24 protein-coding genes and 1 pseudogene are annotated in these 24,614 nt (G+C 63.3%); 12 read left to right on the plus strand and 13 right to left on the minus strand.

From position 1 onward, the window contains the following. Positions 1–97: 97 nt before the first annotated feature. Entirely contained in the window at positions 98–1,198 is a 1,101-nt protein-coding gene (locus BTW08_RS00720; protein WP_075560588.1) for an NADH:flavin oxidoreductase/NADH oxidase, read from the plus strand. 55 nt (positions 1,199–1,253) lie between these two features. Here BTW08_RS00720 and folE2 read toward each other — a convergent pair whose 3' ends face one another. Then, complete coding sequence (folE2, locus tag BTW08_RS00725; RefSeq protein ID WP_075560589.1) at positions 1,254–2,174, minus strand: GTP cyclohydrolase FolE2; 921 nt, start codon at positions 2,172–2,174, stop codon at positions 1,254–1,256. Between the two features lie 65 nt (positions 2,175–2,239). Next, entirely contained in the window at positions 2,240–3,409 is a 1,170-nt protein-coding gene (locus BTW08_RS00730) for a mandelate racemase/muconate lactonizing enzyme family protein (protein ID WP_075560590.1), read from the minus strand. Between the two features lie 130 nt (positions 3,410–3,539). Between BTW08_RS00730 and BTW08_RS00735 the strand changes: the two genes are divergently transcribed. Further along, a complete protein-coding gene (locus BTW08_RS00735) occupies positions 3,540–4,472 on the plus strand; it encodes a LysR family transcriptional regulator (RefSeq protein WP_075560591.1) in 933 nt (310 codons plus the stop codon). A gap of 52 nt (positions 4,473–4,524) precedes the next feature. Here the strand turns inward: BTW08_RS00735 and BTW08_RS00740 are convergent, their stop codons facing one another. Next, positions 4,525–5,394, minus strand: a complete 870-nt coding sequence (locus tag BTW08_RS00740; protein WP_075560592.1) for an aldo/keto reductase family oxidoreductase — start codon at positions 5,392–5,394, stop codon at positions 4,525–4,527. A 109-nt stretch (positions 5,395–5,503) separates the two neighbouring features. Between BTW08_RS00740 and BTW08_RS00745 the strand changes: the two genes are divergently transcribed. The 4 genes from BTW08_RS00745 to BTW08_RS00760 all read left to right on the plus strand — a co-directional run bounded on the left by BTW08_RS00745 (position 5,504) and on the right by BTW08_RS00760 (position 10,284). Next, a complete protein-coding gene (locus tag BTW08_RS00745; RefSeq protein ID WP_075560593.1) occupies positions 5,504–6,403 on the plus strand; it encodes a LysR family transcriptional regulator in 900 nt (299 codons plus the stop codon). A 59-nt stretch (positions 6,404–6,462) separates the two neighbouring features. Beyond that, positions 6,463–7,395, plus strand: coding sequence for a LysR substrate-binding domain-containing protein (locus BTW08_RS00750; protein ID WP_075560594.1), 933 nt, complete (start codon positions 6,463–6,465; stop codon positions 7,393–7,395). A 154-nt stretch (positions 7,396–7,549) separates the two neighbouring features. Beyond that, positions 7,550–8,818, plus strand: a complete 1,269-nt coding sequence (locus BTW08_RS00755; RefSeq protein WP_075560595.1) for an amidohydrolase family protein — start codon at positions 7,550–7,552, stop codon at positions 8,816–8,818. A gap of 74 nt (positions 8,819–8,892) precedes the next feature. Continuing rightward, the gene (locus tag BTW08_RS00760; protein ID WP_075560596.1) at positions 8,893–10,284 is read left to right on the plus strand and encodes a sodium:solute symporter family protein; all 1,392 of its coding nucleotides are present in this window, start codon (positions 8,893–8,895) and stop codon (positions 10,282–10,284) included. A gap of 48 nt (positions 10,285–10,332) precedes the next feature. On the opposite strand, the gene BTW08_RS00765 is transcribed toward BTW08_RS00760, so the two are convergent. From BTW08_RS00765 to BTW08_RS00790, 6 genes are all read right to left on the minus strand, one after another. Further along, positions 10,333–11,175, minus strand: coding sequence for a metal ABC transporter permease (locus BTW08_RS00765; RefSeq protein WP_075560597.1), 843 nt, complete (start codon positions 11,173–11,175; stop codon positions 10,333–10,335). Then, on the minus strand, positions 11,172–12,095 hold the full coding sequence (locus BTW08_RS00770; RefSeq protein WP_281491922.1) for a metal ABC transporter permease: 924 nt from the start codon (positions 12,093–12,095) through the stop codon (positions 11,172–11,174). Before BTW08_RS00770 ends, BTW08_RS00765 begins: the two co-directional genes overlap by 4 nt. Further along, complete coding sequence (locus BTW08_RS00775) at positions 12,095–12,991, minus strand: manganese/iron ABC transporter ATP-binding protein (protein WP_075560598.1); 897 nt, start codon at positions 12,989–12,991, stop codon at positions 12,095–12,097. The genes BTW08_RS00770 and BTW08_RS00775 overlap by 1 nt, the downstream gene beginning before the upstream one ends. Further along, positions 12,988–13,929: a metal ABC transporter substrate-binding protein gene (locus BTW08_RS00780; RefSeq protein WP_075560599.1), complete on the minus strand. Its 942-nt coding sequence runs from the start codon at positions 13,927–13,929 to the stop codon at positions 12,988–12,990. The genes BTW08_RS00775 and BTW08_RS00780 overlap by 4 nt, the downstream gene beginning before the upstream one ends. Before the next feature lie 551 nt (positions 13,930–14,480). After that, entirely contained in the window at positions 14,481–14,894 is a 414-nt protein-coding gene (locus BTW08_RS00785; RefSeq protein WP_210403158.1) for an HAD family hydrolase, read from the minus strand. A gap of 284 nt (positions 14,895–15,178) precedes the next feature. After that, a complete protein-coding gene (locus BTW08_RS00790; protein ID WP_075560600.1) occupies positions 15,179–15,862 on the minus strand; it encodes a GntR family transcriptional regulator in 684 nt (227 codons plus the stop codon). A gap of 170 nt (positions 15,863–16,032) precedes the next feature. Here BTW08_RS00790 and BTW08_RS00795 point away from each other — a divergent pair, with 170 nt between their 5' ends. From BTW08_RS00795 to BTW08_RS00805, 3 genes are read left to right on the plus strand one after another with little or no spacing between them, the layout of a single operon-like run. Beyond that, a complete protein-coding gene (locus BTW08_RS00795) occupies positions 16,033–16,800 on the plus strand; it encodes a class II aldolase/adducin family protein (protein ID WP_075560747.1) in 768 nt (255 codons plus the stop codon). Positions 16,801–16,802: 2 nt separating this feature from the next. Continuing rightward, positions 16,803–17,747 carry a glyoxylate/hydroxypyruvate reductase A gene (locus tag BTW08_RS00800; RefSeq protein ID WP_075560601.1) on the plus strand — a complete coding sequence of 315 codons (945 nt, stop codon included), beginning with the start codon at positions 16,803–16,805 and terminating at the stop codon, positions 17,745–17,747. Positions 17,748–17,783: 36 nt separating this feature from the next. Further along, on the plus strand, positions 17,784–18,803 hold the full coding sequence (locus tag BTW08_RS00805) for a histone deacetylase family protein (protein WP_075560602.1): 1,020 nt from the start codon (positions 17,784–17,786) through the stop codon (positions 18,801–18,803). A gap of 25 nt (positions 18,804–18,828) precedes the next feature. Here BTW08_RS00805 and BTW08_RS00810 read toward each other — a convergent pair whose 3' ends face one another. Beyond that, on the minus strand, positions 18,829–19,383 hold the full coding sequence (locus BTW08_RS00810) for a flavin reductase family protein (RefSeq protein WP_210403159.1): 555 nt from the start codon (positions 19,381–19,383) through the stop codon (positions 18,829–18,831). Positions 19,384–19,659: 276 nt separating this feature from the next. Between BTW08_RS00810 and BTW08_RS00815 the strand changes: the two genes are divergently transcribed. Beyond that, the gene (locus BTW08_RS00815) at positions 19,660–19,866 is read left to right on the plus strand and encodes a hypothetical protein (RefSeq protein WP_075560604.1); all 207 of its coding nucleotides are present in this window, start codon (positions 19,660–19,662) and stop codon (positions 19,864–19,866) included. Between the two features lie 172 nt (positions 19,867–20,038). Beyond that, complete coding sequence (locus tag BTW08_RS00820; protein ID WP_075560605.1) at positions 20,039–20,899, plus strand: glycine betaine ABC transporter substrate-binding protein; 861 nt, start codon at positions 20,039–20,041, stop codon at positions 20,897–20,899. A 170-nt stretch (positions 20,900–21,069) separates the two neighbouring features. Here BTW08_RS00820 and BTW08_RS00825 read toward each other — a convergent pair. Both BTW08_RS00825 and BTW08_RS00830 read right to left on the minus strand, forming a co-directional pair. Then, a pseudogene (locus BTW08_RS00825) lies at positions 21,070–21,708 on the minus strand (peroxiredoxin); the annotation flags it as partial. Positions 21,709–21,965: 257 nt separating this feature from the next. Beyond that, entirely contained in the window at positions 21,966–22,499 is a 534-nt protein-coding gene (locus BTW08_RS00830) for a C40 family peptidase (protein ID WP_075560607.1), read from the minus strand. Positions 22,500–22,741: 242 nt separating this feature from the next. Between BTW08_RS00830 and gloA the strand changes: the two genes are divergently transcribed. Next, positions 22,742–23,275: a lactoylglutathione lyase gene (gene gloA, locus BTW08_RS00835; protein ID WP_075560608.1), complete on the plus strand. Its 534-nt coding sequence runs from the start codon at positions 22,742–22,744 to the stop codon at positions 23,273–23,275. Here the strand turns inward: gloA and BTW08_RS00840 are convergent. Next, a complete protein-coding gene (locus BTW08_RS00840; protein WP_210403160.1) occupies positions 23,272–24,543 on the minus strand; it encodes an alpha-hydroxy acid oxidase in 1,272 nt (423 codons plus the stop codon). The genes gloA and BTW08_RS00840 overlap by 4 nt on opposite strands. Positions 24,544–24,614 lie beyond the last annotated feature (71 nt).

A 24,614-nucleotide genomic window follows, 5' to 3' on the forward strand; every position in this document is an offset into this window, starting at 1 on the left:
TTAGATCTTCTTTTGCGGCTATCGATGAGGCGCGGCCATTGCCAAACAATTATTAGCCAGCTACATTTTCGCCATCATTCGTTTCCGGAATTTTTCCATGGCATCCCCCAAGCTGTTCACGCCGCTCAAGCTCGCCGAGCTCGAGCTGGCCAATCGCATAGTGATCTCACCGATGTGCCAGTACTCCGCCGACGAGCAAGGCAACATGACTGACTGGCATACGATCCATCTCGGCAATCTGGCGCTCTCCGGTGCCGGCCTGCTGATGGTCGAAGCTTCGGCGGTGGCGCCGGAAGGGCGCATCACCCCAGGCGACGTCGGCCTCTATTCGGACGATAACGAGCAGGCCATGGCGCGCATGCTCGAGTCCGTGCGTGGCCACTCGCAGATGCCGATCGGTATCCAGCTCGGCCACGCCGGGCGCAAGGCCTCCTGTCAGGCGCCGTGGGAAGGTGGCGCGCAGCTGTCGCTGGAGCAAGGCGGCTGGCAGACCGTGGCGCCCTCCGAGGTCGCGTATCAGGACGATCAGCGTCCGCCGAAAGCGATGAGTCTCGACGATATCGAAGCGCTCAAGGCCGGCTTCGTGGCCTCGGCCAAGCGTGCCGAGCGCCTGGGTTTCGAGCTGATCGAGCTCCATGCGGCCCATGGCTATCTGCTGCATGAATTCCTGTCGCCGCTCTCCAACCAGCGCGATGACCAATACGGCGGCAGCCTCGAAAACCGCATGCGGATCGTGCTGGAAATTTTCGACGCCGTCCGCGAGGTCTTCCCGCAGCAGAAGCCGGTGGGTATTCGTATCTCCGGCAGTGACTGGGTCGAGGGCGGCTGGGATCTGGAGCAGAGCGTGGAATTGGCCAAGGCGCTGGACGCCCGCGGCTGCAGCTTCATCGACTGCTCCGGTGGCGGTCTCGATCCGCGCCAGGCGCTGGATGTGGGTCCCAGTTACCAGGTGCCGTTCGCGCGGCGCATGAAGCAGGAAGTCGCCATGCCGGTTATCGCCGTCGGGCTGATCACCGAGCCTGAGCAGGCCGAAGGCATCGTCTTCAGCGGTGAAGCGGATGCCGTCGCGCTGGCACGCGGCATGCTCTTTGATCCGCGCTGGCCGTGGCACGCCGCCGCCAAGCTCGGCGCCAGCGTTCACGCGCCGAAGCAGTACCTGCGCAGCCAGCCGCACACGTTGAAAGGGCTGTTCGGCTAGGCATCCGTCGGTTTGGCTTGGTGGTATCCCGTCGTCGGTGATCGACGACGGGGCTTCATGCAGGCAGGTCGCGTTCCACCACGGCAATCGCATCATGGGCATGCAGGCTTTCGGCATGCACGATCTCGATGCGATAGCCCGTGACGTCGGGCTGTGCATCGCAGCCCTCGGCCAGACGCCGGGCGGCATCCTCGCAGAACATCAGGTTGGCGCCATTGCGCTCTGCAAAGGCCTGCTCATCGATCCGTTTTACCAGTGTCTGAACCGGTGTCTGCAGCAAGCGCTCGAAAGTATCGATACGATCGGCAGCGGCGAATGCCGCCCGGGGACTTAGCGTGAGCGAGAGCGCGGCCCGGCTGCGCTGACTGTGCGGCGTGGGGAAAGCGCCCTGGTGCTCGATCCAGTCGGCGACGGTACCGGCATCGATGTCGGCATGCCTCTGTTCTTCCACCCAATGGCGCCAGTCCCGGGCCATGGCGTGGCGCGCCAGCGCGGTCGAGCAGGGGCAGGTGGAGGCGTAGTCGATTGATAGCGTCAGTATGGTCTCAAGCGCTTCTCGGCTGCCTTTCAATTCCAGCCTGCACGGATAGTGACGCCAACCGCTCTCGCCACTGAGCAGCGCCGGGCGGCGCAGTGGCAGATCGAAGCGCAGCGTTAGTGCCAAGGCCTGACTGATGCCTTGCTGGCTATCGAGCAAGGCGTTACCCAGCGTCGTCAATCCGGCCGGTGTTAGCGGCGACTCGTCGAGTCGGTCCAGCAGCCGATAGAGCCGGGACATGTGAATGCCGCGCTGGCCAGCGGCGAGATCGACACTGACGTCGGCGGTGGCGGGCAGCCGAGTGCCATCCTCCCATTGCAGGCGGGTGGCGATGCCCTGCATGCCGACATGTTGCAGGGCGCGGTAAGCCGACGCCCTGGACGGTTCCGGTTCGCGCCCAGCGGCGACATCCGGTAGCGGCGGTACGGTGAGGTTCATGATCGCTCATCGATGTCATTAATGTTATTTTATAACATATCTTTTGGCGTCGATGAGCACAACCTTCACTCGCCGCCGAGTTCGCGCATGACCTTGTAGAGCGCCGATTTTGCTTCGAACCCGACGCCCGGGACGTCGGGCAGGGCGACGTAGCCATCTTCCACCTGGATGCCGTCGGCAAAGCCGCCGAAGGGCTGAAACACGTCCGGGTAGGATTCGTTGCCGCCCAGGTGCAGGCCGGCGGCGATATTGAGCGACATCTGATGGCCGCCGTGGGGTACCACGCGGCGGCTGGACCAGCCCATCTCGGCCATGACATCGAGCGTACGCAAATACTCCACCAGCCCGTAGGAGAGCGCGCAGTCGAACTGCAGGTAGTCGCGATCCGGGCGCATGCCGGCGTAGCGCAGCAGGTTGCGGGCGTCCTGATGCGAGAACAGATTCTCGCCGGTGGCCATGGGCAGGTCGTAGTGGTTGGCCAGCTCCGCCTGCAGCGCGTAATCGAGCGGGTCGCCGGCCTCTTCGTACCAGAACAGGTTGTAAGGCTTGAGCGCTTCGGCGTAGGCGATGGCCGTCGCCTGATCGAATCGACCGTTGGCATCGACCGCCAGGCGGCTGCCGTCTCCCACCACCTTCAGCACCGCGTCGATCCGGCGCAGGTCCTCGTCCAACGGGGCGGCGCCGATCTTCATCTTGACCACGCTGTAGCCGCGATCGAGATAGCCCCGCATTTCCTCCTGCAGCTTCGAGTGGTCCTTGCCGGGGTAGTAGTAACCGCCGGCGGCGTAGACCCACACCTTGTCGTCGGCCTGGCCATCGCGGTAGCGCTCCGCCAGCAGCCGATAGAGTGGCTTGCCCTCGATCTTGGCCACGGCGTCCCAGACCGCCATGTCGATCGTGCCGACTGCCACGGACCGCTCGCCGTGGCCGCCTGGCTTCTCGTTGGTCATCAACGTCTTCCAGATGGCGAACGGGTCCAGGTTGTCGCGATCGTGATCGATCAGTGTCTCGGGATCGGCCTCCAGCACCCGCGCCAGAAAGCGATCGCGCATCAGCGCACCCTGGCCGTAGCGGCCGTTGGAGTTGAAGCCGTAACCGATCACCGGCTTGCCGTCGCGGATCACGTCGGTGATTACCGCCACGACCGAGCAGGTCATCTTGGAGAAATCGATATAGGCATTGGCGATGGGGGAGGCGATCGACGCGGTCTGTTCACGGATGTCCACAATACGCATGGCGGAATACTCGTCAGTGAATGGTGAAAGCCACGATAGCGCTGGCCATGGATCGCCAACCAATGCTATTAACGAGGGTTGTCATGCCTAAACGGCATTGCTATTGGCATCCGCTCACAGGAATCGATCCATGGAACTGGTCTGGCTCGAAGACTTCATTGCGCTGGCGGAGCACGGCAGCTTCGTGCGTGCCGCGGAGGCGCGCCATATCACCCAGCCGGCCTTTAGCCGACGGATACGGGCGCTGGAGGCGTGGATGGGCGTCACCCTGTTCGTGCGTACGCCACAGGGGACGTTGCTGACCGAGGCGGGGCGGGCGATGCAGGGCGGCGCTCTCGAATCCGCCACCCGCCTGCATCGGTTGCGTGAAGAAGTCCGAGAGGTGGCGGGCAAGACCGCCCGGACCCTGCAGTTCGCGGCGACGCATTCGCTGTCGTTCACGTTCTTTCCGCGCTGGATCCGTCAGGTTGAGAAGGGGACGCCGATCGAGGCGCTGCAGCTTCATACCGAGAGCATGATGGAATGCGAGCAGAGGCTGACGCAGGGGCGGGTGCATTTCCTGCTCAGTCACCGTCACCCGGAGGTGCCCACGCGGCTCGATCCGGGCCGGTTCGAGAGTCGAAGGATCGCGCAGGACACCCTGGTACCGCTGATCGGTGCGGAATTGAGCAGAAAACTCGGCGAGGGCAAGGACGCAGCGGCGGGCTTCGATCCCGAATTCCTGTCGGCGGACGATCCCGCCGCCCCCTATCTGGCCTATACCGACGCTTCCGGACTGGGGCGCATCGTTGCCCACCGGCTGAGCAGCAATGCCGAGTTCGCCCCACGAGCGCCGCTGTTCTCGAGCCACCTGGCGGCGGTATTGATGTCGATGGCGCTGGAGAACAAGGGCATGGCCTGGCTGCCGCTCATCCTGGCGGAGTCGGAATGGCGCGAGCACCAGCTGGTCCGGGCGCTCGGGCCGGCCTGGGATATCCCCGTCGAAATTCACGTGACCCGGGCCAGGACAACGCTGCCGGCTTTCGCCGAGGCATTCTGGGAGCGTTTGATGACACGGGATTAGGACACGAAATGAGACCGCCGCGACGCTCCCGAGCGTGCCCGCGTCGATCACCCTATTGACCGCCGATACGATCCAGCAACGCCATCTGCGCCGCGGGAATCTCCAGCGCGGCCGCCTCGATGTTCTCCTGCAGATGCTCTGGCGACGAGGTGCCAGGGATCAGAAGAATGTTGGGTGAACGCTTGAGCAGCCATGCTAGTGCCACCTGCATCGGCGTGACGTCGAGTGTCCTGGCGACCTCTGTCAGCGTTTCCGACTGCAAGGGCGTGAAGCCGCCCAGCGGGAAGAACGGCACGTAGGGAATGCCGTCCGCGGCCAACTGATCGATCAGTGCATCGTCGGCGCGATTGGCCAGGTTGTACTGGTTCTGCACGCAGACGATGGGCACGATTTTCCGTCCATCGGCGACCTGGGTGGCGGTGACGTTACTCAGCCCGATGTGCTTGATCAGGCCGCGCTCGCGGAGTTCGGCGAGCGTCGTCAGCGGCGCCTCCAGCGAGCCTTCCGCCGGCCCGTGCACGTCCAGCATGCTGCGCAGGTTGACGACCTCCATCTGCTCCAGGCCCAGGTTGCGCAGGTTGTCTTCCACTGCCTGGGTCAGCTCTGCCGGCGAGAGCGCGGGCAGCCAGGCACCGGTTTCATCGCGCCGGGCGCTGACCTTGGTGACGAGGCAGAGCTCGCTCGGGTAGGGGTGCAACGCCTGTTTGATGAGCTGATTGGTGATGTGCGGACCGTAGAAATCCGAGGTGTCGATGTGATCGATGCCGGCAGCAATCACGTCCTTCAGCACCTGCACGGCGCGCGCCGGATCCTTGGGCGGACCGAATACGCCGGGGCCGGCGAGCTGCATCGCCCCGTAGCCCAGTCGTTTGACCTGACGATCGCCGAGGGTATAAGTACCGGCTTTGTCGATGAGGGACATGCGTTCACTCCTGTGTCGAATAGGGGATGTCGGACGGTTTTATCGTAGACCTCTCGATGCTGTGCGACTATTCCAACCAATCGATACAGGTCGTACGGAGAAATGCACAATGAGCGCCGATCTCAGTGATCTCCAGGCGGTGCTGGCCGTTGCCAAGGCCAAGGGATTTCGGGAAGCGGCACGGCTCACCGCCACCAGCCCGTCGCGCTTGAGCGATGCGGTGCGCCGCGCCGAGACCGCCCTCGGCATTCGACTGTTCCATCGCACCACACGGGCGGTGACGCTGACCGAGGCCGGCGCCGCGCTGGTCTCGCGGCTGGCACCGGCGATCGAGGAGGTAGAAAGCGCGCTGGACGCGGTCAACGGGTTCCGGGATCGCCCGGCCGGCACGTTGCGTCTCAACGTGCCGGTCAGCGCGGCGCGGTTGATTCTGCCATCGATCCTGCCCGACTTCCTCAAGGCCTATCCGGAGATCCGCGTCGAGATCACCGCCGACAGCGCGGCGACGGATACGCTGGCGGCGGGCTTCGATGCCGGCATTCGCTACGATGAACTGCTCGAGCAGGACATGATCGCCGTGGCCATCGGCCCGCGTGAGCAGCGTTTCGCGCTGGTCGCCTCGCCCGACTACCTGTCGCGTTGCGGCACGCCCGCGCATCCCCGCGATCTGCTGCAGCACGCCTGCATTCGTGGCCGCTTCGCCAACGGCAATCTGCCGCCGTGGGAGTTCGAGCGCGGGGAGGAATCGATTCGCATCGAGCCCGCCGGGCCGTTGACGGTCAGCATCGGCGGCGGCGTGGACCTCGGGGTCGAGGCGGCGTTGCAAGGCGTCGGCCTGATCATGCTGTTCGAGCAGTGGCTTGAACCGTATCTTCAAAGCGGCGCGCTGGTGCCGGTGCTCGAACCCTGGTGGCAACGTTTCACCGGGCCCTACCTCTACTATTCGGATCGCCGGCTGGTACCCGCGCCGCTGCGGGCCTTCATCGATTTCGTTCGCGATCGCGGCTAGCGTTCCCGGCGGCGCGATGACGTATCCTGCTCCTCTTCGTTGTCTCCGTGGAGCTTCTCATGCGCATGTCACCGCTGCCGCCGCTCAACGCCCTGATCGCCTTCGAAGCGGCCGTGCGACACATGAGCTTTACCCGGGCCGCCGTCGAACTGAACCTCTCCCAGAGCGCGGTGAGCCGGCAGATCGTTCACCTGGAGCAGTTCCTGGGCCGCAAGCTTTTCATCCGCGAGCAGCGGCAACTGGCGCTGACGCGCGCGGGGGAAACCTATGCGCTGCAGGTGCGTTCGATCCTGGACGACTGCGTCAACGCCACCGCCGAGGTGATGAAATCTACCGGCGAGAGCGAGCTGACGGTGGCTTGCACCGCCGGCGTGGCGCAGTTCTGGATGGCACCCCGGTTGGGTCGGTTTCGGCGTCAATATCCCAATATCAAGCTGCGCCTGATCGTGCGCGACGGGGTGACGTCGCTGTCGTCCTTCGAGTTCGATATCGGGCTTTACTACTTGAAGCAGGCATCTCTGCCGGGATTCGAGACCACTTATCTGATCCCGGAGAAAGTCTTTCCGGTCTGTGCGCCCGGTTATCTCGACGCCTGCCGGGAGCGTCATGGGGTGGGCCCGGACTCGGGGTTGACGCCGGAGCAGTTGAGCGAGGAGACGCTGCTGGTGCTCGAGGATGCCCAGAGCCTGTGGATCTCCTGGCGTGACTGGTTTCGCTATCACCATTTGCCGACGGTGAGCCTGAACAACGCCATCGCCATCAATCACTACCCGCCACTGGTCGAAATGGCGGTACTGGGCGAAGGCATCGTGCTGGGTTGGCAACACGTCATCGACAGTCAGATCGACAGGGGGCGGCTGGTCCGTGCGACTGATCACTGGGCGAGCCACGGGGGCGGTTATTTTCTGATCACGCCGGACGAACGTCGGGAGAACGTCGCCACGCGCTGTTTCAAGCGCTGGCTGCTGGAGATGGCGCCGCAGGGAGATTGATCGCCCGACGCAGGATCGATGCGCTGGCCGCATGCTGGCATGCATTTTTAACGCTTTTCAGGGGCTCGAGGCGCTGGGTAGGCTCAAGTCGTATTTGGATGACTATCACGACAGTACCACCCAAGCACAATAATGCCTCCCGAGAGCCCAATTCATGACCGAACTTTCCTCCGCACTCCCGTCGCCAGCCGTCCTGTTCCGTAACGCCAATCTGGTCGATGGTTCGTCCCCCGAGCCGCGTGCCGGAGTACACGTTCTCGTCGAGAACGGCCGTATCGTCCAGGTCTCCGACACGCCGATCGAGGCGCCTGATGATGCCCGCGTGATCGATCTCGAAGGGCGCACGCTGATGCCGGGCCTGATCGACTGCCACGTTCACGTCATTGCGACGACGGCCGATCTCGGCGCTAACGCGCTGCTGCCGGATTCATTGGTCGCCGCGCGTGCCAAACCGATCATGGAAGGCATGCTGATGCGTGGCTTCACCACGGTGCGCGATGTTGGCGGTGCCGATCGGGGCATCCAGCAGGCGGTGGCGGAAGGCCACTTCGTCGGGCCACGACTGGTGATCTGTGGCAAGGCGCTTTCCCAGACCGGCGGTCACAACGATTACCGCGGCTTCTATGACGAGCGCGACGATCAGTACCAGACCCGGCGCCTGGGGTCGATGGGGCGCATCTGCGACGGCGTCGAATCGGTACGCCGTGCCGTGCGTCAGGAGATCAAGGCGGGCGCACAGTTCATCAAGGTGATGGCCAATGGCGGAGTCTCCTCTCCCAGCGATCCGATCGAATTCCTGAGTTTCTCCATCGACGAGCTCAAGACGATTGTCGAGGAAGCCAGCAACGCCCAGACCTACGTGTCTGCCCATCTATATACCGACGAAGCGATTCGCCGCGCCGTCGAAGCGGGCGTGCGTTCCCTCGAACACTGCAATCTGATCGAGGCGGACACCGCTCGTCTGGCCGCCGAGCGCGGCGCCATGGCTTGCCCGACACTGGTCACCTACGAACGCCTCAAGATCGAAGGCGCCGACTACGGGCTCAAGCCCGAGTCAGTCGCCAAGATCGACGACGTCCGCCTGGCCGGGCTCGAGAGCCTGATCACCATGCACGAAGCGGGGCTGCCCATGGCCTACGGCACCGATCTGCTCGGTGAGATGCATCCGCACCAGTCGGAAGAGTTCGTGATCCGCTCTCAGGTGCTGCCGCCGCACGAGGTGATTCGCAGTGCCACTTCCACCGCGGCCAAGCTGCTGCGCATGGAAGGCGAGATCGGCTGCATCGCGCCGGGGGCGTGGGCGGACCTGATCGTGGTCGACGGCAATCCGCTGGAAGACATGAGCCTGCTGACCGGCCAGGGCAAGCATCTGTCGCTGATCATGCAGGGCGGCCGCGCGATCAAGGATCGCCTTGGCCACTGATCCAGCCCGATCCGGAATCAACCACACCCCACAAAGATCACAACCCATAACAATCAAAACAGGAGACTGCGATCATGCAGGCATTCTTCGTCATTGCGTATATCGTATTGATGGTCGTCATCGGGCTTTATTTCTCGCGACGCAAGGTCCACGACGACACCGACTTCATCGTGGCCGGGCGTTCGCTCTCCACGCTGGTACTGACCGCGACGCTGCTGGCCACTTTCGTAGGGTCGGGATCGATCGTCGGCGGGGCCAGCTTCGTGTTCCAGCATGGCCCCGGTGCCGCGATCTTCTTCTTCGCCGGCACACCCATCGCTGCCCTGGTGGTCTACTTCCTGCTGGCGCAAAAGATGCGGCGCTCGCGGGCGACCACCATCCCCGGATTGATCGAGGAACGTTTCGGCCCCACGGCGCGCTCGATCGCCTCGCTGATCATTCTGCTGGCCTACGTCGGCATCGTGTCGTATCAGTTCACCGGGGCCGGACAGGCGCTCAACCTGGCGTTTGGTCTGCCGGTGTGGCAAGGCGTGCTGATCGCGGCGGCGATCATGATTGGTTTGGCGACCATGGGCGGCCTGGTCTCGGTGGCCTACACCGACTATCTGAGTGCGATCATCATCTTTGGCAGCATGCTGATCGCCGCGCCGCTGGTGCTGACTCGTCTCGGAGGCCTCGGTGAGATGATGGACGCGCTGCCGGCGACGCATCGGACACTGCTGGGTGGTCTTTCACCGTGGCAGGCGCTGGGCTACTTCCTGCCGCTGTTCCTGCTGATTCTGGGCGATCAGAACCTGTTTCAGCGTTTTGCCGCGGCGAAAGACCCGGCCACGGCCAAGAAAGCCGCCATGGGCCTGGTCCTTGCCTCGATCGTTTGTACCGGACTGATTACCCTGCTGGTCTGCGCCACGCGGGTCATGTTTCCGGACATCACACCCTCCACAGCGATGATGACACTGGCCCGGGAAGGGTTACCCACGGTCGTTGGCGGGCTGCTGCTGGCGTCGCTGGTGGCGCTGCTGCTGACGACGGGGAACAGCTATCTGCTGTCGGCGTCGGCCAGCCTGACCCAGGACATTCTCGGCGGTCTGTTGAAACTCGACATCCCGGCGCGCAAGGCGCTGCTGATCAATCGCCTGACCGTCGTCGGGCTCGGCATTCTGGCCTGGATACTGGGCGCGTTCTTTCCCAGCGTGCTGGCGATGCAGATGTACTCCTACGGCATGTACGGCGCCGCAATCACGCCGGTCTTCCTGGCGGCGCTGCTGTGGCCGCGCGCTACCCCGGCCGGCGCGCTGTCGGCGATGATCGTCGGTGGCGTGATGACGCTGGTGTGGGAGATCGCGCTGGGCAAGCCGATGGGCTGGAACAGCGTGCTGGTGGCGATGCCGCTGGCGGCGGTGACGCTGATCGGCGTGAGTCTGCTGAGTCGGCCGCGGGTGGCCGTCGAGTCGCCCTCCGTCTGAGGGTAGATGTCGCCGTTCGCATCGGAGACGGGGTAAGGCCGAAATGCCTTACCCCGCTTTCGTTTCTCGGCTTGCCACACGTCGCGTCGAAACGATGAACGCGATCCCGAAGACGATCGAGAACAGCAGCACGATGGTTGGGGCCGGCGCGCTGTCGAGAAAGAACGAGAGATAGACGCCGAGAAAGGCGATGACGGCGGACATCACTGCCGACATCAGCAGCATGGTGCTGAAGCGTCGGGTCAGCAGGAAGGCGATGGCGCCGGGCGCGATCAGCAGGGCAATGGCCAGAATGATCCCGGCGGCCTTCAAGGCGCCGACGATGGTCAGCGAGATCAGGCAGAGCAGGCCGTAGTGCAGCAGCCGGGTTCGCAAACCGACCGCCCGGGCCTGGGTCGGATCGAAGGCGTGGAGCAGGAAGTCCTTCCACTTGAGACCGATGACGCCGACGGTGATCAAGGCAATCAGCGCCGATTCCCCGATATCGCGCCAGGCCACGCCCAGAATGTCGCCGAACAGGATGTGATCGAGATGGACCGTCGACTGGATTTTGACGTAGAGCACCAGGCCGATGCCGAACATGCCGGAATAGACGATTCCCATCACCGTATCCTGCTTGATCCGGCTGTTTTCCTCGAGGAAGCCGGTGGCCACGGCACAGAACATGCCGGCGACGAAGGCGCCGATGGCATAGGGAATGCCAATCAGATAGGCGATCACCACGCCCGGGAAGACGGCGTGGGAGATGGCATCGCCCATCAGCGACCAGCCCTTGAGCACCAGAAAGCAGGAGAGCAGGGCCATCGGCACGGTGACCAGCACGGCGATGACCATGGCGTTGACCATGAAGCCGAACTGGAACGGCATCAGCAGCGTATCGAGCCAGCTCATGAATGCGACTCCGTCGTTTCGGCCACTGGCGTCCGTGCCAGCGACGCTGCGGCCCGGCGTCTCGCGGCCAGCATGCCGTGCTTGGGCGCGAACAGGAACGCCATGAGGAAAATCGACGTCTGCAGCACCACGATGATGCCGCCGGTGGCACCGTCGAGAAAATAGCTGACGTAGGCACCGAAGAAGCTGGTCAGCGTGCCGATCGTCACCGCGATGATCAGCAGCCGCGGGAAGCGGTCGCTCAGCAGATAGGCCGTGGCTCCCGGCGTGATGACCATGCAGATCACCAGAAACGCGCCCACCGTCTGCAGCGCCGCGACGGTCGAGGCGGCCAGCAGGGTGAAAAACAGGATCTTGAGCGCGGTAGGGTTGAGCCCGATCGAGCGGGCGTGACTCTCGTCGAAGAACGTCACCATCAGATCCTTCCACTTGGCCAGCAGGATGACCAGCGAGACCACGCCGATCGTCACCAGTTGCAGCGTATCGGTGGGCGTGATCGCCAGAATGTTGCCGAGCACGATGGTCTGGATATTCACCGAAGTCGGCGATAGCGACACCATGAACAGCCCCAGGCCGAAGAACGAGCTGAAGATCAGACCGATGATGACGTCTTCTTTCAGCTTGCTGCGCTGGTTGAGAAACAGCATTGCCGCCGAGGCGAGCCCGCCGGCAAAGAAAGCACCGAGCGAAAACGGCAGTCCCAGCATGTAGGCGCCGGCGACGCCGGGCACGATCGAATGCGACAGCGCATCGCCGATCAGCGACCAGCCCTTGAGCATCAGGTAGCAGGAGAGAAACGCGCAGACGCCGCCGACCAGCGCCGACACCCACATCGCGTTGCGCATGTAGCCATAGCCGAAGGGCTCGACTAGATAACCGAAGGGCTCGACTAGATAGCCGAACGGCATGAGGAGGTCCATCAACGGGAGCCTCCCTTTCCGGTACCGCGGTGGCGCCGCGCGGCAATACCGTTCTGCATCACCAGCGGGCGCTCGTCGTCGGTGAACACGCCCACGGCATGGGGCGGCGCGCCGGCCTGCTGGGATTGATCGAGCACGAAATGGCGCAGCACGCCGCCGAAGGCGCGCTCCAGGTTGTGCTGGGTGAATATCTCGTCGGTGGGCCCGTGGGCGAGCACCGTGCCCTTGATCATTATCGTACGGTCGCAGAATTCCGGCACCGAGCCGAGATTGTGGGTCGAGACCAGCATCACGCGCCCCTCGGCGCGCAGTTCGCGCAGCAGCCGGATGATCTGATCTTCGGTCTGGACGTCGACCCCGGTGAACGGCTCGTCGAGCAGGATCACCCGGCTATCCTGGGCCAGCGCACGGGCCAGGAACACGCGCTTCTTCTGGCCGCCGGAGAGTTCGCCGATCTGACGCTGACGGAACTCGCTCATGCTGACGCGTTCCAGCGCGGTTTCGACCGCGTCGTGGTCGGCCCGCCTGGGCATTCGCAGCATCCCCATGTGGCCGTAGCGGCCCATCATTACCACGTCCTCGACCAGCACCGGGAAGTTCCAGTCGACCTCTTCCGACTGCGGCACGTAGGCGATCAGATTGCGCTTGAGCGCGGTTTTGGCCGGCAGGCCAAGCACCTGGATCTCGCCTCGAGCCAGACGCACGAAGCCCATGATCGCCTTGAACAGCGTCGACTTGCCGGAACCGTTCACGCCCACCAGCGCGGTAATCGTACCAGCGGGGATCTCGAAACTGGTGTTGCGCAGCGCGGTATGACCGTTGCGATAGATGACGGCGGCATCGGTCACGCGGATGCCGGCACCGGCTGGCTCGACGTCGGCCGATGGCGTCGTCATGATGAAGCCCCCTGAGTCAGGCCTTTGACGATCGTCTCCGAAGTGACGCGCAGCAGGTCGATATAGGTCGGCACCGGGCCGTCGGGTTTGCTGAGCGAGTCGACGTAGAGCACGCCGCCGTAATGGATGCCGGTCTCGCGGGCTACTTGCTGCGCCGGTTTGTCGGAGACGGTGCTCTCGCTGAAGATCGCCGGAATGTCGTTGGCGCGAATGACATCGATCACCTGACGAACCTGCTGTGGCGTGCCCTGCTGATCGGCATTGATCGGCCACAGATAGCGCTCGCGCAGGCCGAAATCCCGCGCCAGATAGGAGAACGCGCCTTCGCTCGTCACCAGCCAGCGATTCTCCTCGGGGATCTGCGCCAGCGATTCGCGGATGGGCGCAACGGCGGCTTCGATCTCTTGCTTGTAGCGTTCGGCGTTGTTGCGGTAAGTCTCGGCGTTGGCGGGGTCGTGCTCGATGAACGCGTCGCGGATGTTGTCGACGTAGATCAACGCGCTCGTCGGCGACATCCAGGCATGCGGGTTGGGCTTGCCGTCATACGGACCCTCGGCGATGCTGATCGGCTCGATGCCTCTCGATACCACCACGCTGGGCACGTCCTTCAGGTTGTGGAAGAAACGTTCGAACCAGCGTTCCAGATCGAGGCCGTTCCACAGGATCAAGTTCGCATCCTGGGCGCGCAAAATGTCGCGCGGGGTCGGCGCGTAGTTATGGATCTCGGCGCCCGGCCGGGTAATCGATTCCACCGTCGCCGCATCCCCGGCCACGTTCTGCGCCATGTCCGCGATCACCGTGAACGTGGTCACGGCCTTGAACTTCTTCTGGCTGACGTCTTGGCCGGTGCCCTCAGCGCTGGCGGGGAGAGCGAGCAAGGTGCCGAGGATCACGCTCGCGACACCCACCATCACCGAACGTTGTAAACCTCGCTTCATGGTCCATCTCCTGGTTCTCGAGCTTTTGGCTCTCAGACACCCAGCGATCGTGGTCACCTGCAACGAAGCCGGTGGCAGCTCTGTGTTAGCGCGCTGATACACGGGATCGCAGCGCCGATGCTTCGATGGCAAACGATTAGCGACCCTGTCTAGTTAACCGGGGTTTAACTCTATTCCCTAGGTTTCTATTTGTAGCATCGGTTAAGGTTTGGCGTGAAGCCTTTTCGCCTCACGCAACCACGAAAATCGAGCGGGGCGATGGAGCGCGTCCGTCTATCGTCTAGACTCGTGGCACATGAAATCAGGAGGACTGCGATATGCCCGCAGCGAAGTTTTTGTTTTTGGTGACGATTCTGGTGGCCTCGACCCTGGTGCTGGGCGGATGCTCGCCGATTCCTGATGCGCCAGGTCCGATCGGCATCCCCGGTATCTGACGTCTATCTGGCCGTTATCGATGAGAGAAGTGAAGGGTCGCGCCCGGTCACCGAGCGCGCTGATACGACGCTTCGGGAGTAATGGGAGTGATGGGAGTGGTGGGAGCGATAGAATGATCAGCTGTCGTTGACGAGTCTCTTGGCCAGCGCCCGACAATCCGCGAGATGCCAATCGGCGTCTCTCGTCTCCCGGGCCTGCGGCGCGTTGACCAGCACGGTTCGCGCGCAGGCGGCTCGGCCGCAGGCCATATCCAACTGGCTGTCGCCAACCATGACCAGATCCGATGGCGCCACCTTCCAGCGTTGGATGAAGCGCTCCAGTCCGCCGGGGTGGGGTTTGGGCGGTGCCTCGTCGCGGCCGAGCACGTCATCGGGAGCGAAGCAGTCATCCAGGCCGATGGCATCGAGGGTGATGTGCGCCAGCTCCTTGGCATTGCGGGTCAGAATGCCGAGCCGACAGCCACGCTCGCCTAGTGCCTGGAATGAGTTCGATGGCGCCGGGGGCAGCGGTGGAACGCATGGCGAGTTCACGCTCGTGTTCGAGCAGCCAGGCGTGTTTGGCATCGCGATCGGCCGCGGGCAGCGTTTCCAGATGATGGAGAATATCGGCGCTGTCAGGAATTTCGAGATGACGGCGAATGGCGGGGAAGTCATGCACGCCGACGGTCAGCGTGCCATCCATGTCGAAGACCCAGTGGGTCAGTGTGTCGAGTGTGATGGGTGGCATGGCGGCTCCGAGATCGAAGGTATTTCTCATCCTATCCAAGTGAGCCACGGATGTCAGAACGGGGAGAGTCGATTGGAACGTCGACCGTTCAGGACGTCTCCCGCTCCCTAAACATCTCCACCACCCGCTGCTGGGCGATGCCGATGTGGTAGTCGATCGCCGCCTCGCAGGCATCCGGATCTCGTGTCCGCAGCGCGTCCATGACGGGTTGGTGGCTCTCCGCGACCTGTGTGGGGTCGTCGTAGAGCTGGCCGATCAGCAGAATGCAGAAACGCATCTCGTGGCACAGCTCGTCGAATACCCGCACCAGCCGCTGATTGCCGCTGAACTCGCACAGCATGCGGTGAAAGGCGACGTCCTCCTCGATCTGCTGGACCGCTGATCCCTCGCTGGCGACCCGACGCATGGTCTCGAGCTGGGCGTCGAGCGACGCCTCCATCTCGGCCGTCAGTTTGCCGGCGAGCAGGCGAACGGCATGACGCTCGAGACACAGGCGCAGATCGTAGACATCGTCGAGTTCTTCGGCATTGAAGGTGCGCACGAAGAAGCCGCGCCGCGGCTGCGACACCAGCATGCCGCGGCTTTCGAGCAGGCGTGCCGCCTCGCGAACCGGCGCCCGGCTGACGCCGAAGTCGCGCGCCAGCTGCGCCTCGGCCAGATGCATGCCCGGCGCAAACTCTCCCTTGAGCAGGGCTTCGGTCAGCATGTCGGCGATCTGATTGACCAGATCGCGCTGCTGGATGGTGGCAAATCCCCGCGTGGTCGTCGTCATGTCGTCTCGTTGGGCTGGCGGTTACCGATCGTGGCACTATCGCTGAAAACCTGACCTGGGTCGACTGTCGAGTGTCGACAGTTTGAGAGCGGCCTGATAGCTTACCTACAACACAGCCCAGTCACGATTGCCCGATGCGCAACCCGGATCGAGCCCACCAGGAGAGCGAGATGGATACGCTGACAGATACCTCCCGATCTACCACAAAGTCCGACGCGCGCCGTGATCTGGCGGCCGCCTACCGCCTGATCGCCCACTTCGGGCTCGATGACAGCATCTATACGCATATCTCGGCGCGGGCCGAGGCGGGCAAGGAACACTTCCTGATCAATCCTTACGGCTATCGTTTCGAGGAAGTGACCGCGGCCAATCTGGTCACTATCGATCTCGAGGGCAACGTGATCGATGACCCGGAAAGCGCAGGCGTCAACAAGGCCGGCTTCACCATTCACAGTGCGATCCATGAGGCGCGACAGGACGTGCACTGCGTGCTGCATACGCACTCGGTCGCCGGGGTGGCGGTCTCCTGTCTGGAAGAGGGGCTGCTACCGTTGAATCAGTGGTCGATGGAGTTTCACGGGCGTACCGCCTATCACGACTACGAGGGCATCGCGCTGGATCTGGCCGAGCGCGAGCGCCTGGTGGCCGATCTCGGCGACAAGCCGGTCATGGTGTTGCGCAATCACGGCATGCTGGTGTGCGGGCGCACCGTGGGCGAGGCGTTCAAACGGATGCACAATCTCGAGCGCAGCTGTCAGGCGCAGCTGGCGCTGATGGGTAGCGGCATGGAGATTCGCCGTGTCGACCCTGCGCTTGCCGAGCACACCGCCCGGCAATATGAAGAGTGGGATTCGGATCACGGCGTCACCGACCACGATCCGGAGTGGGACGCCTACCTGCGCCTGCTGAAGCGCATTCAGCCGGATTTCGAGGGCTGAGCATGGCGCGAAAAATTTGCGGCGTCCTGCTGGGTTCTCCGGAGATCATGACCGAATACATCGCGGCGTTCGAGCAGGCGACGCCGCAGTTTCATCTGGCCTTGCCGCAGGATGTCGCCGATCCCGAGGCAGTCACCTTCGCGTTGGCCTGGGACCCGGGCGCCGACGATTTTCGGCCCTACCCTAACCTGCGCCTGGTGTCGTCGATCGCCGCCGGCGTCAACGGGATTCTGGCCAGCGCGAGCCTGCCCGGTGACGTACCGCTGATGCGGATTGCCGGTGAATCCCAGTCCCAGATGATGGCGGGTTTCGTGACCTGGCACGTGCTCTGGCACCACCGCCGCTTCGGCGAATACCTGACCCATCAGCGACAGGCGCACTGGGAGCGCCTGCCCAAGCGCGATGCCAGTGACGTGCGTGTCGGTCTTCTGGGCGCCGGCAAGATGGGCGGGGCCGTCGGGCGGGCACTCAAGGCGCTGGATTACGATGTGGCGATCCATTCGCGTAGCGGGCGCAATCTGCCGGCAGGTATCACGGGCTTCAGTGGTGACGAGGGTCTCGCTCAGCTCGCCGCGCGCAGCGAGATCCTGATCAACCTGCTACCGCTGACGCCGGAAACTCGCGGCATCCTGAACGCCGAGCTGTTCACTCGCCTGCCGACCGGCGCCGTATTGATCCATGTCGGCCGCGGCGAGCAGCTCATCGAGGCCGAGCTGCTCGCCGCGCTCGATAGCGGGCAGCTCTCGGCGGCGTCGCTGGATGTGTTTGCAGTGGAACCTCTGCCGACAGATCATGTTTTCTGGCGCCACGACAGGATCGTCGTGACCCCGCACGATGCCTGCGATTCGACGCCGACTCAGGTGGCCCACGAGGTCGCCGAAGCGATGGCGCGGCTGGATGACGGCCAGCTGCCGGCAAGCGTCGTGGATCGCCACGCGGGCTATTGAGGATCAGGTGGGCTGCGTATGACAAGGACAACATCGATGAAGACCTTTTTTCACGACGACCAACTGTTGCACCAGCCGCAGACCTATTTTTCCCGCGGCAGGATGCGAGAACCCCAGGAAGTTCGCGATCGCGCCGAGCATCTGCTGGCGGCGGCCAGACGGCTCGGCTTCGAGATTCGGGAACCGGCGGATCATGGGGTCGCTCCCTTGCGGGCGGTGCACTCGCTGCCCTATCTGCGCTTCCTCAAAAGCGCCTATCGGCGCTGGCACGAGCTCGACGAGGACTGGGGCGAAGAGGTGATCTCCAGCATCTTCGTGCGCTCGCCCAATGCGCTGCGCGGGATTCTCGCCGAGACCGCGCGCTACCTGGCCGATGGCAGTGCGCCGGTGGGCCAGCATACGTGGCAGGCCGCCTACTGTGCGGCCCAGAGCGCGGTGGCCGGTGCCGAAGCCCTGCTCGGCGGTGACCGCTTCGCCTACACGTTGTCGCGCCCGCCGGGGCATCATTCGGGTATCGATTCCGCCGGCGGCTTCTGCTTTCTCAACAACGCCGCCATCGCCGCGCAGCATCTGACTTCGCGCTATCCGCGCATGGTCGTACTCGATACCGACATGCACCACGGCCAGGGTGTGCAGGAGATCTTCTACGAGCGTGATGACGTGATGTACATCTCGATCCATGGCGACACCACCAACTTCTACCCGGCGGTCACCGGCTTCGAGGACGAGCGCGGGCGCGGCGCGGGGCTGGGTTACAACCTCAACCTGCCGATGCCCCATGGCTCACCGGAGTCGGTGTTCTTCGAGCGTCTCGAGGAAGCCTGTCAGGCCATTCGTCTGTTCGAACCGGATGCGCTGGTGCTGGCGCTGGGCTTCGATATTCACGAGAAAGACCCCCAGGCCAAGGTGTCGGTCTCCACGCCGGGATTCGGCAAGCTCGGCCGCGCCATCGCCGATCTCGACCTGCCGACGCTGGTGGTGCAGGAGGGCGGCTACTACCTGAAAGGGCTCGAGGCGAATGCGGTGAGCTTCTTCGAAGGGTTATCGGGCCGGTGACAGATCGGCTTCGCAGGACAGCCGCCTAGAGATTCTGGATCCGAAAATCCTCCGATCGGTCGATCTCGTCGCCGGCGACCATGAAGCGACCATGGCCACGGTAGTGGAGCGTCCGCGGGAGCTCGATCGAGGTGTCGACGTGGGCCTTGACGATCTCCCAGATGAACAGCTCGTGGCGGTCGATCTGGCTATCATCGGCCAGCCGGCATTCGAAGCTGGCGTAGCATTCGGCGACCAGCGGGGCCGAGACCTCGTCTCCTGCGACCGGGGTCAACCCGAACGCCTCGAATTTGTCGATGTCGTCGCCATCGCTGTTGCCCACGCCGACCACGGCATCGATAAGATCCAGCGTCGGCACGTTGATCGTGCATTCGCGGCTTTCGCGCACCAGCCGGTGGCTATGGTTGCCGGCGGTGATCAGGCAGCCGAAGTGTGCCGGCGCGAAGCCGAGCATCATGTGCCAGCCCATCACCATCAGATTGCGTTCGCCCTGCCACTGGGAGCCGACCAGTACGATGGGGCCGGTTTCCAGATGGCAGCGGCTTTGATCCAGCGGGAAATCGGTCTTGAATGATCTCAAGCGACGTTCCTCTCTGCCGATAGTGTGATTCCAGCATAGATCTCTGACAAAGACCTCTGACATAGATCTTTGGCAAAGATCTCTGACATAGATCTTTGGCAAGGACCTCTGGCTAAGATTTTTGGCAAAGGCCTCTGAAAAACACCTCTGGCATCGATGACTCGCATACCGCTTATCGATGCCTTCAATTTTTCGTCACAATCTTGTGGTTATATCCTGTGTGCCATCGGACTCCTTTATCTAGAATCCGGCCCCCTCTATTCAAGGAGAAGCAGCGTGAAGATTTCAGGGCGCATCAAGGCGTTGATCATTATGGCCGTCGTTGTCTACGTGCTCGCGCACGTGGTACGCGCCATGCTGATGACGCTGATTCGCCCGCATGCGCTGCTGCCTCCGCCGCGACGGTCGTCGGCACTTCCACGATCAGCGCCACGCCTCGAATGTGACGAGGCCGAAACGCTCAAGCACTGCACGCGTTGCTGACGAGCGCTTACCCGTAGCACAGTGATATCGACGCACCCGGTCCCTCGGATCAGGTGCGTTTTTTGCGAGCTACGAACCCACGCCAACGCCATCGTCGGCTATGATGAAATCCTGCCGTGGCACCGTTTGCTGCTCACGGTGACGACGCCCCGAGGCCAAGGACAGGATTTTCATGCAATCAATCAAGACCGCCCTGATCGGCGCCGTCCTCTGCAGTGTGGCCACTCAGGCTAACGCGGCGGATAGCGTTACCATCGGCACCAACAACTGGGCCGAAAACATCGCCATCTCGCACATGTGGCAGCAGTTGCTCGACGAAAAAGGGCACGACGTATCGCTGAGTGAAGTCTCCAAGCCGGTACTGTTCGGCGGGCTGGCGGAGGGCGATATCGATGTGTCTCTCGAGGTCTGGCTGCCGAGCGATTCCGAATATCTCAAGCCTTATGGAGAGCGGATCAGCCTGCACGACACCTGGTACGACGATGCGCTGGATGCACTGGTCGTGCCAGCCTACGTCGAAGACATCGATACCATCGAGCAGCTCAAGGCGCATGCCGACGATTTCGAGTATCAGGGGGAATCGACGATTTTCGGCATCGAGCCCGGCTCGTCGATCGCCAGCGAAACCGATGCCACCATCGAACAGTATTCGCTACCGTTTCGCCAGTTGAGCAGCAGCGAGTCGGCGATGCTGGCGCAGCTCAAGGATGCCTATCAGCGCCACGAGCCGATCGCCGTGACGCTATGGCAGCCCCACTGGGCGTTTGCCGAGTACGATCTCAAGGTGCTGAAGGACCCCAAGAAGACCTACAGCGCCGGCGAGCAGATCAAATGGGTGTCGTATCAGGGCTTCGCCGCGTCGCATCCCGACGTCGCGAAGATGCTCGATGCCTGGCACATGACGCCGGAGCAGCTTTCCCAGCTGATGCTGACGATCGAGAAAGCCGGCGATCCCGATGACGGTGCGGCCCAGTGGATCGAAGAGAATCGGAAGCTGGTCGACGGCTGGCTGGCGGCGGATGACAGCGACTGAGCGTCAGCTCACCGTCGTTTTCCCGAGCTATCTTCTTCACGGATTCTTGAAAGATTTTCGGTAACTCGCACCGCCGCTCACAAAAACGCCCGCACTCGAAAGAGTGCGGGCGTTGCCGTTTCTGCAAGGCATCGTTATTGAATGGCGTTACCGACGCCATGCCATCACGATCACTTGTTCGGCTGCTTGGTGACGCGGAGATAGGGCTTCTTCTCGTCCCAGCCGTTGGGGAAGAGTTCCTTGGCCTTCTCGTTGTCGATCGAGGGCACGATGATGACGTCGTCACCGTCCTGCCAGTTGACCGGTGTGGCGACCTTGTAGCCGTCGGTCAGCTGCAGGCTGTCCAGCACGCGCAGGATCTCGGCGAAGTTGCGGCCGGTGCTGGGCGGATAGGTGATCGTCAGGCGCACCTTCTTGGCTGGGTCGATGATGAACACCGAACGCACGGTATTGGTACCGCTGGCGTTGGGGTGAATCATGCCATAGGCCTCGCTCACCGAGCGGTCGCCGTCGGCCAGCAGCGGGAAGTTGAGCCCGCAGCCCTGGGTCTCCTCGATATCGCCGACCCAGCGGGTGTGATCGTCCAGCGGATCGACGGAGAGCCCGATTGCCTTGGTGTTGCGACGTTCGAATTCCGGCTTGAGACGCGAGACTTCGCCCAGTTCGGTGGTGCAGACCGGGGTGAAGTCCGCCGGATGGGAGAACAGGATGACCCAGTTGTCGCCGGCCCATTGGTGAAAGCTGATCGGCCCGTCGGTGCTTTCCTGGGTGAAATCGGGAGCGGTATCGCCAAGTTGCAAAGCCATGACTTTCTCCTGTTGCCGTTGGCGGCCTCGGTTCGAAGCCTAGAGTCGAATGCTCATCATGACGAGCGAGGGCGGCGCTGTGAAACAATCGATAGCCATAACGACATGCCTGCGCTCGTGCGATGTATCCGTAACATGGATGAGTGACGTACCCATAACGTGGTAGCCAAGATCCGATATCTCAAGGGCGCGACGGTTTTTCCCTCACATGCCCCCCCAGTTGGCACTCTCGGATCCGTGTGCGGGCTACGACGACCCGGTCAGTTCGTGGGGGCGGCCGCGCCCAGGTAGTGCTTGCGCCAATAGCGGATATCCAGCGACGAGACGCTGACGGTTCGCCCACTGCCGGGGGCATGGATCATCTGGCGATCCCCCATGTAGATACCGACATGGGTGGCGTGGCTGCCGGCGCCGAAAAACAGCAGATCGCCGGGACGGGCAACATCGATCTCTTTCAGAGCGTGAAACTGATCGTTGGACGTCCGTGGCAACGAGACGCCGATCTTGCCGTAGGCCATCTGAACCAGTCCCGAGCAGTCGTAGCCCCTGGGCGTGCTGCCGCCCCATTGATAAGGCGTGCCGAGCGCATCCTTGGCGGCGGACATCACCAGAATGCGGTCGATGGAAAGGTTGTTGCCATCGATGGCGGGTCCGTCGTCGCGAGTGACGATCGCCTTCTGCGTGCTGCAGCCGGCCAGCAGAAGCAAAAGCAGCCCGGTGAATAACAGGCTTAGGCGAGAAAGAGCCGGCGGTCGGCAAGCGCGGGTTCGAGGTGTGACAGCGCGTTGCGCCATGGGGTGGGGAATCGTGCCTGTCGCCATGCCCGTGGGCCCTGTTTGCCGGTTTCAACCGAGTGTAGAGCAGAGTCCGGGTAGCGCAAAGTCGTCGGCCGGGTCCGTCAGCGACATGACCGCATCGACGTCGGCGCTTGTGACGGCCGGACGGTGCCCTCATCTCTCCCACCGATGCCTTCGCCCACGACGTCGTCATCATCCGTCTTAGTCCCTCTTTTCATCGTCAGCCCAAGGAGTGTTCCATGACGATCGCCGAAGATCAGGTTCCCGGCGTGCAGCCCGCCACCGCCGATAGCCAGGGTTTCGTACTCAACCACACCATGCTGCGGGCCAAGGATCCCGAGGTCTCGCTCGCGTTTTATACCCGCGTGTTCGGCATGCGCCTGCTGCGCAAGCTCGATTTCCCCGAGATGCAGTTCACGCTCTACTTTCTGGCGCGGGTCGACGACGAAAGCGCCATCCCCGAGGACGACGGCGAGCGCACCGCCTACACCTTCTCGCAGAAAGGCGTGCTAGAGCTGACTCACAACTGGGGCAGCGAGAATGACCCCGACCTCCGCTACCACGACGGCAACGCCGAGCCGCAGGGCTTCGGGCATATCTGCTTCTCGGTGCCGGATCTGGCGGCGGCAGAGCAGTGGTTCGATGCCAACGACGTCGAATTCAAGAAGCGCTCGGACCAGGGAAAGATGAAAAACGTGATCTTCGTCAAGGATCCCGACGGTTACTGGATCGAAGTCGTCCAGCCCTCGCTGTCGAAAGGGCTGGGAATCTAGGGCATATCGCCCGGCGTCTCTCCACCCGGCAGGGCGTTGCTTGGGTGCTGGGATGAATCGCGCTGGGGTGAGTCGCCTTGGGTCGATGCATAGGGTGAACGGCGCAGACAGCTGGCATCGAGCTGGTCGAGAGCGGGGCGGCCGAGCTGGGCCATCACGTTGTGCAGCTGATCCTTGAGCAGATCAATGGCGTGGGCCGCACCCGCTTCGCCGCCGAGTGCCAAGCCGTAGAGCGTGGCGCGTCCGCACAGCACGCCTTCGGCGCCTAGCGCTACCGCCTTGGCGATGTCGCTGCCGCGTCGAACGCCGCTATCCAGCAGCACGTGCATCGAATCGCCTACCGCGTCGACCACTTCGGGCAGGGCGTCCAACGTCGCCGGGGCACCGTCGAGCTGGCGCCCGCCGTGATTGGTGACGACCACGCCGTCGGCGCCGATGCGCTTGGCCTCGCGCGCGTCCTCGGCGTTGAGAATTCCCTTGATCAGCAGCTTGCCGGGCCAACGCTTGCGGATATCGGCCAGCACTTCCCAGGTCAGCCGACGCGTCATGCGCTGATTGATGTAGCCGGCGGCGCTGCCGGCGCTCTGTTGCTCCCTGGGCAGATATTTCATCAAGTTGCCAAGCGTCGGCAATCCCTGGGGCCAGAGCGCACGATAGGCCCACTGCGGATGCAGGCCGGCGTCCAGCAGGTAAGGCCACGCCAGACGCCGCGGGTTGAGATAGCTTCTCGAATCCCACTCCCGACGCCCCAGCACCACGGTGTCCGTAGTGACCATCAGTACTTCGGCGCCGGCGTGTTTCGCCCGCTCGAGCATGTCATTGCGAACCGCTTCGTCGTCCAGCACGTAGAGCTGAAACCAGAGCCTCACCGCCGGCACCGCAGCGGCGATCTGCTCGAGGCTGGCGCAGGAGACCGTGCTCAGGGTGAACGGGATGCCGCGACTGGCCGCGGCCTTCGCCAGGGCGATATCGCCGTCCCGCCACAGCATGCCGTTGTAGCCGGTGGGCGCGATCGCCAGTGGCAGTTCGGCGGGGCCATCCAGCAGCCGGGTTCGGCTGTCGCGGGCTTCGACGTCGACCAGGGTGCGCGGCTGCCAGCCCCAGGCGGCAAAGGCGCGGCGGTTGTCGCCGAGGGTGATCTCGTCTTCCGAGCCGCCGTGGACATATTCCCAGGCGAAGGCGGGGAGTCGGCGACGCGCCATCCATGCAAGCTCGTCGATGCTCTGGGCGCGGCGCCAGCGGTAATGGGAGGAGTAGCGTCGTTTCACGGGGCCTCTCGCGGTCGGCGGATGACGATGCGATCGACGTTAGCACGCCACTCGTTTTCCGGCGATTCCAC

The organism is Salinicola sp. MH3R3-1, assembly GCF_001937155.1.
In the GTDB taxonomy this organism is placed as follows: Bacteria; Pseudomonadota; Gammaproteobacteria; order Pseudomonadales; family Halomonadaceae; genus Salinicola; species Salinicola halophyticus.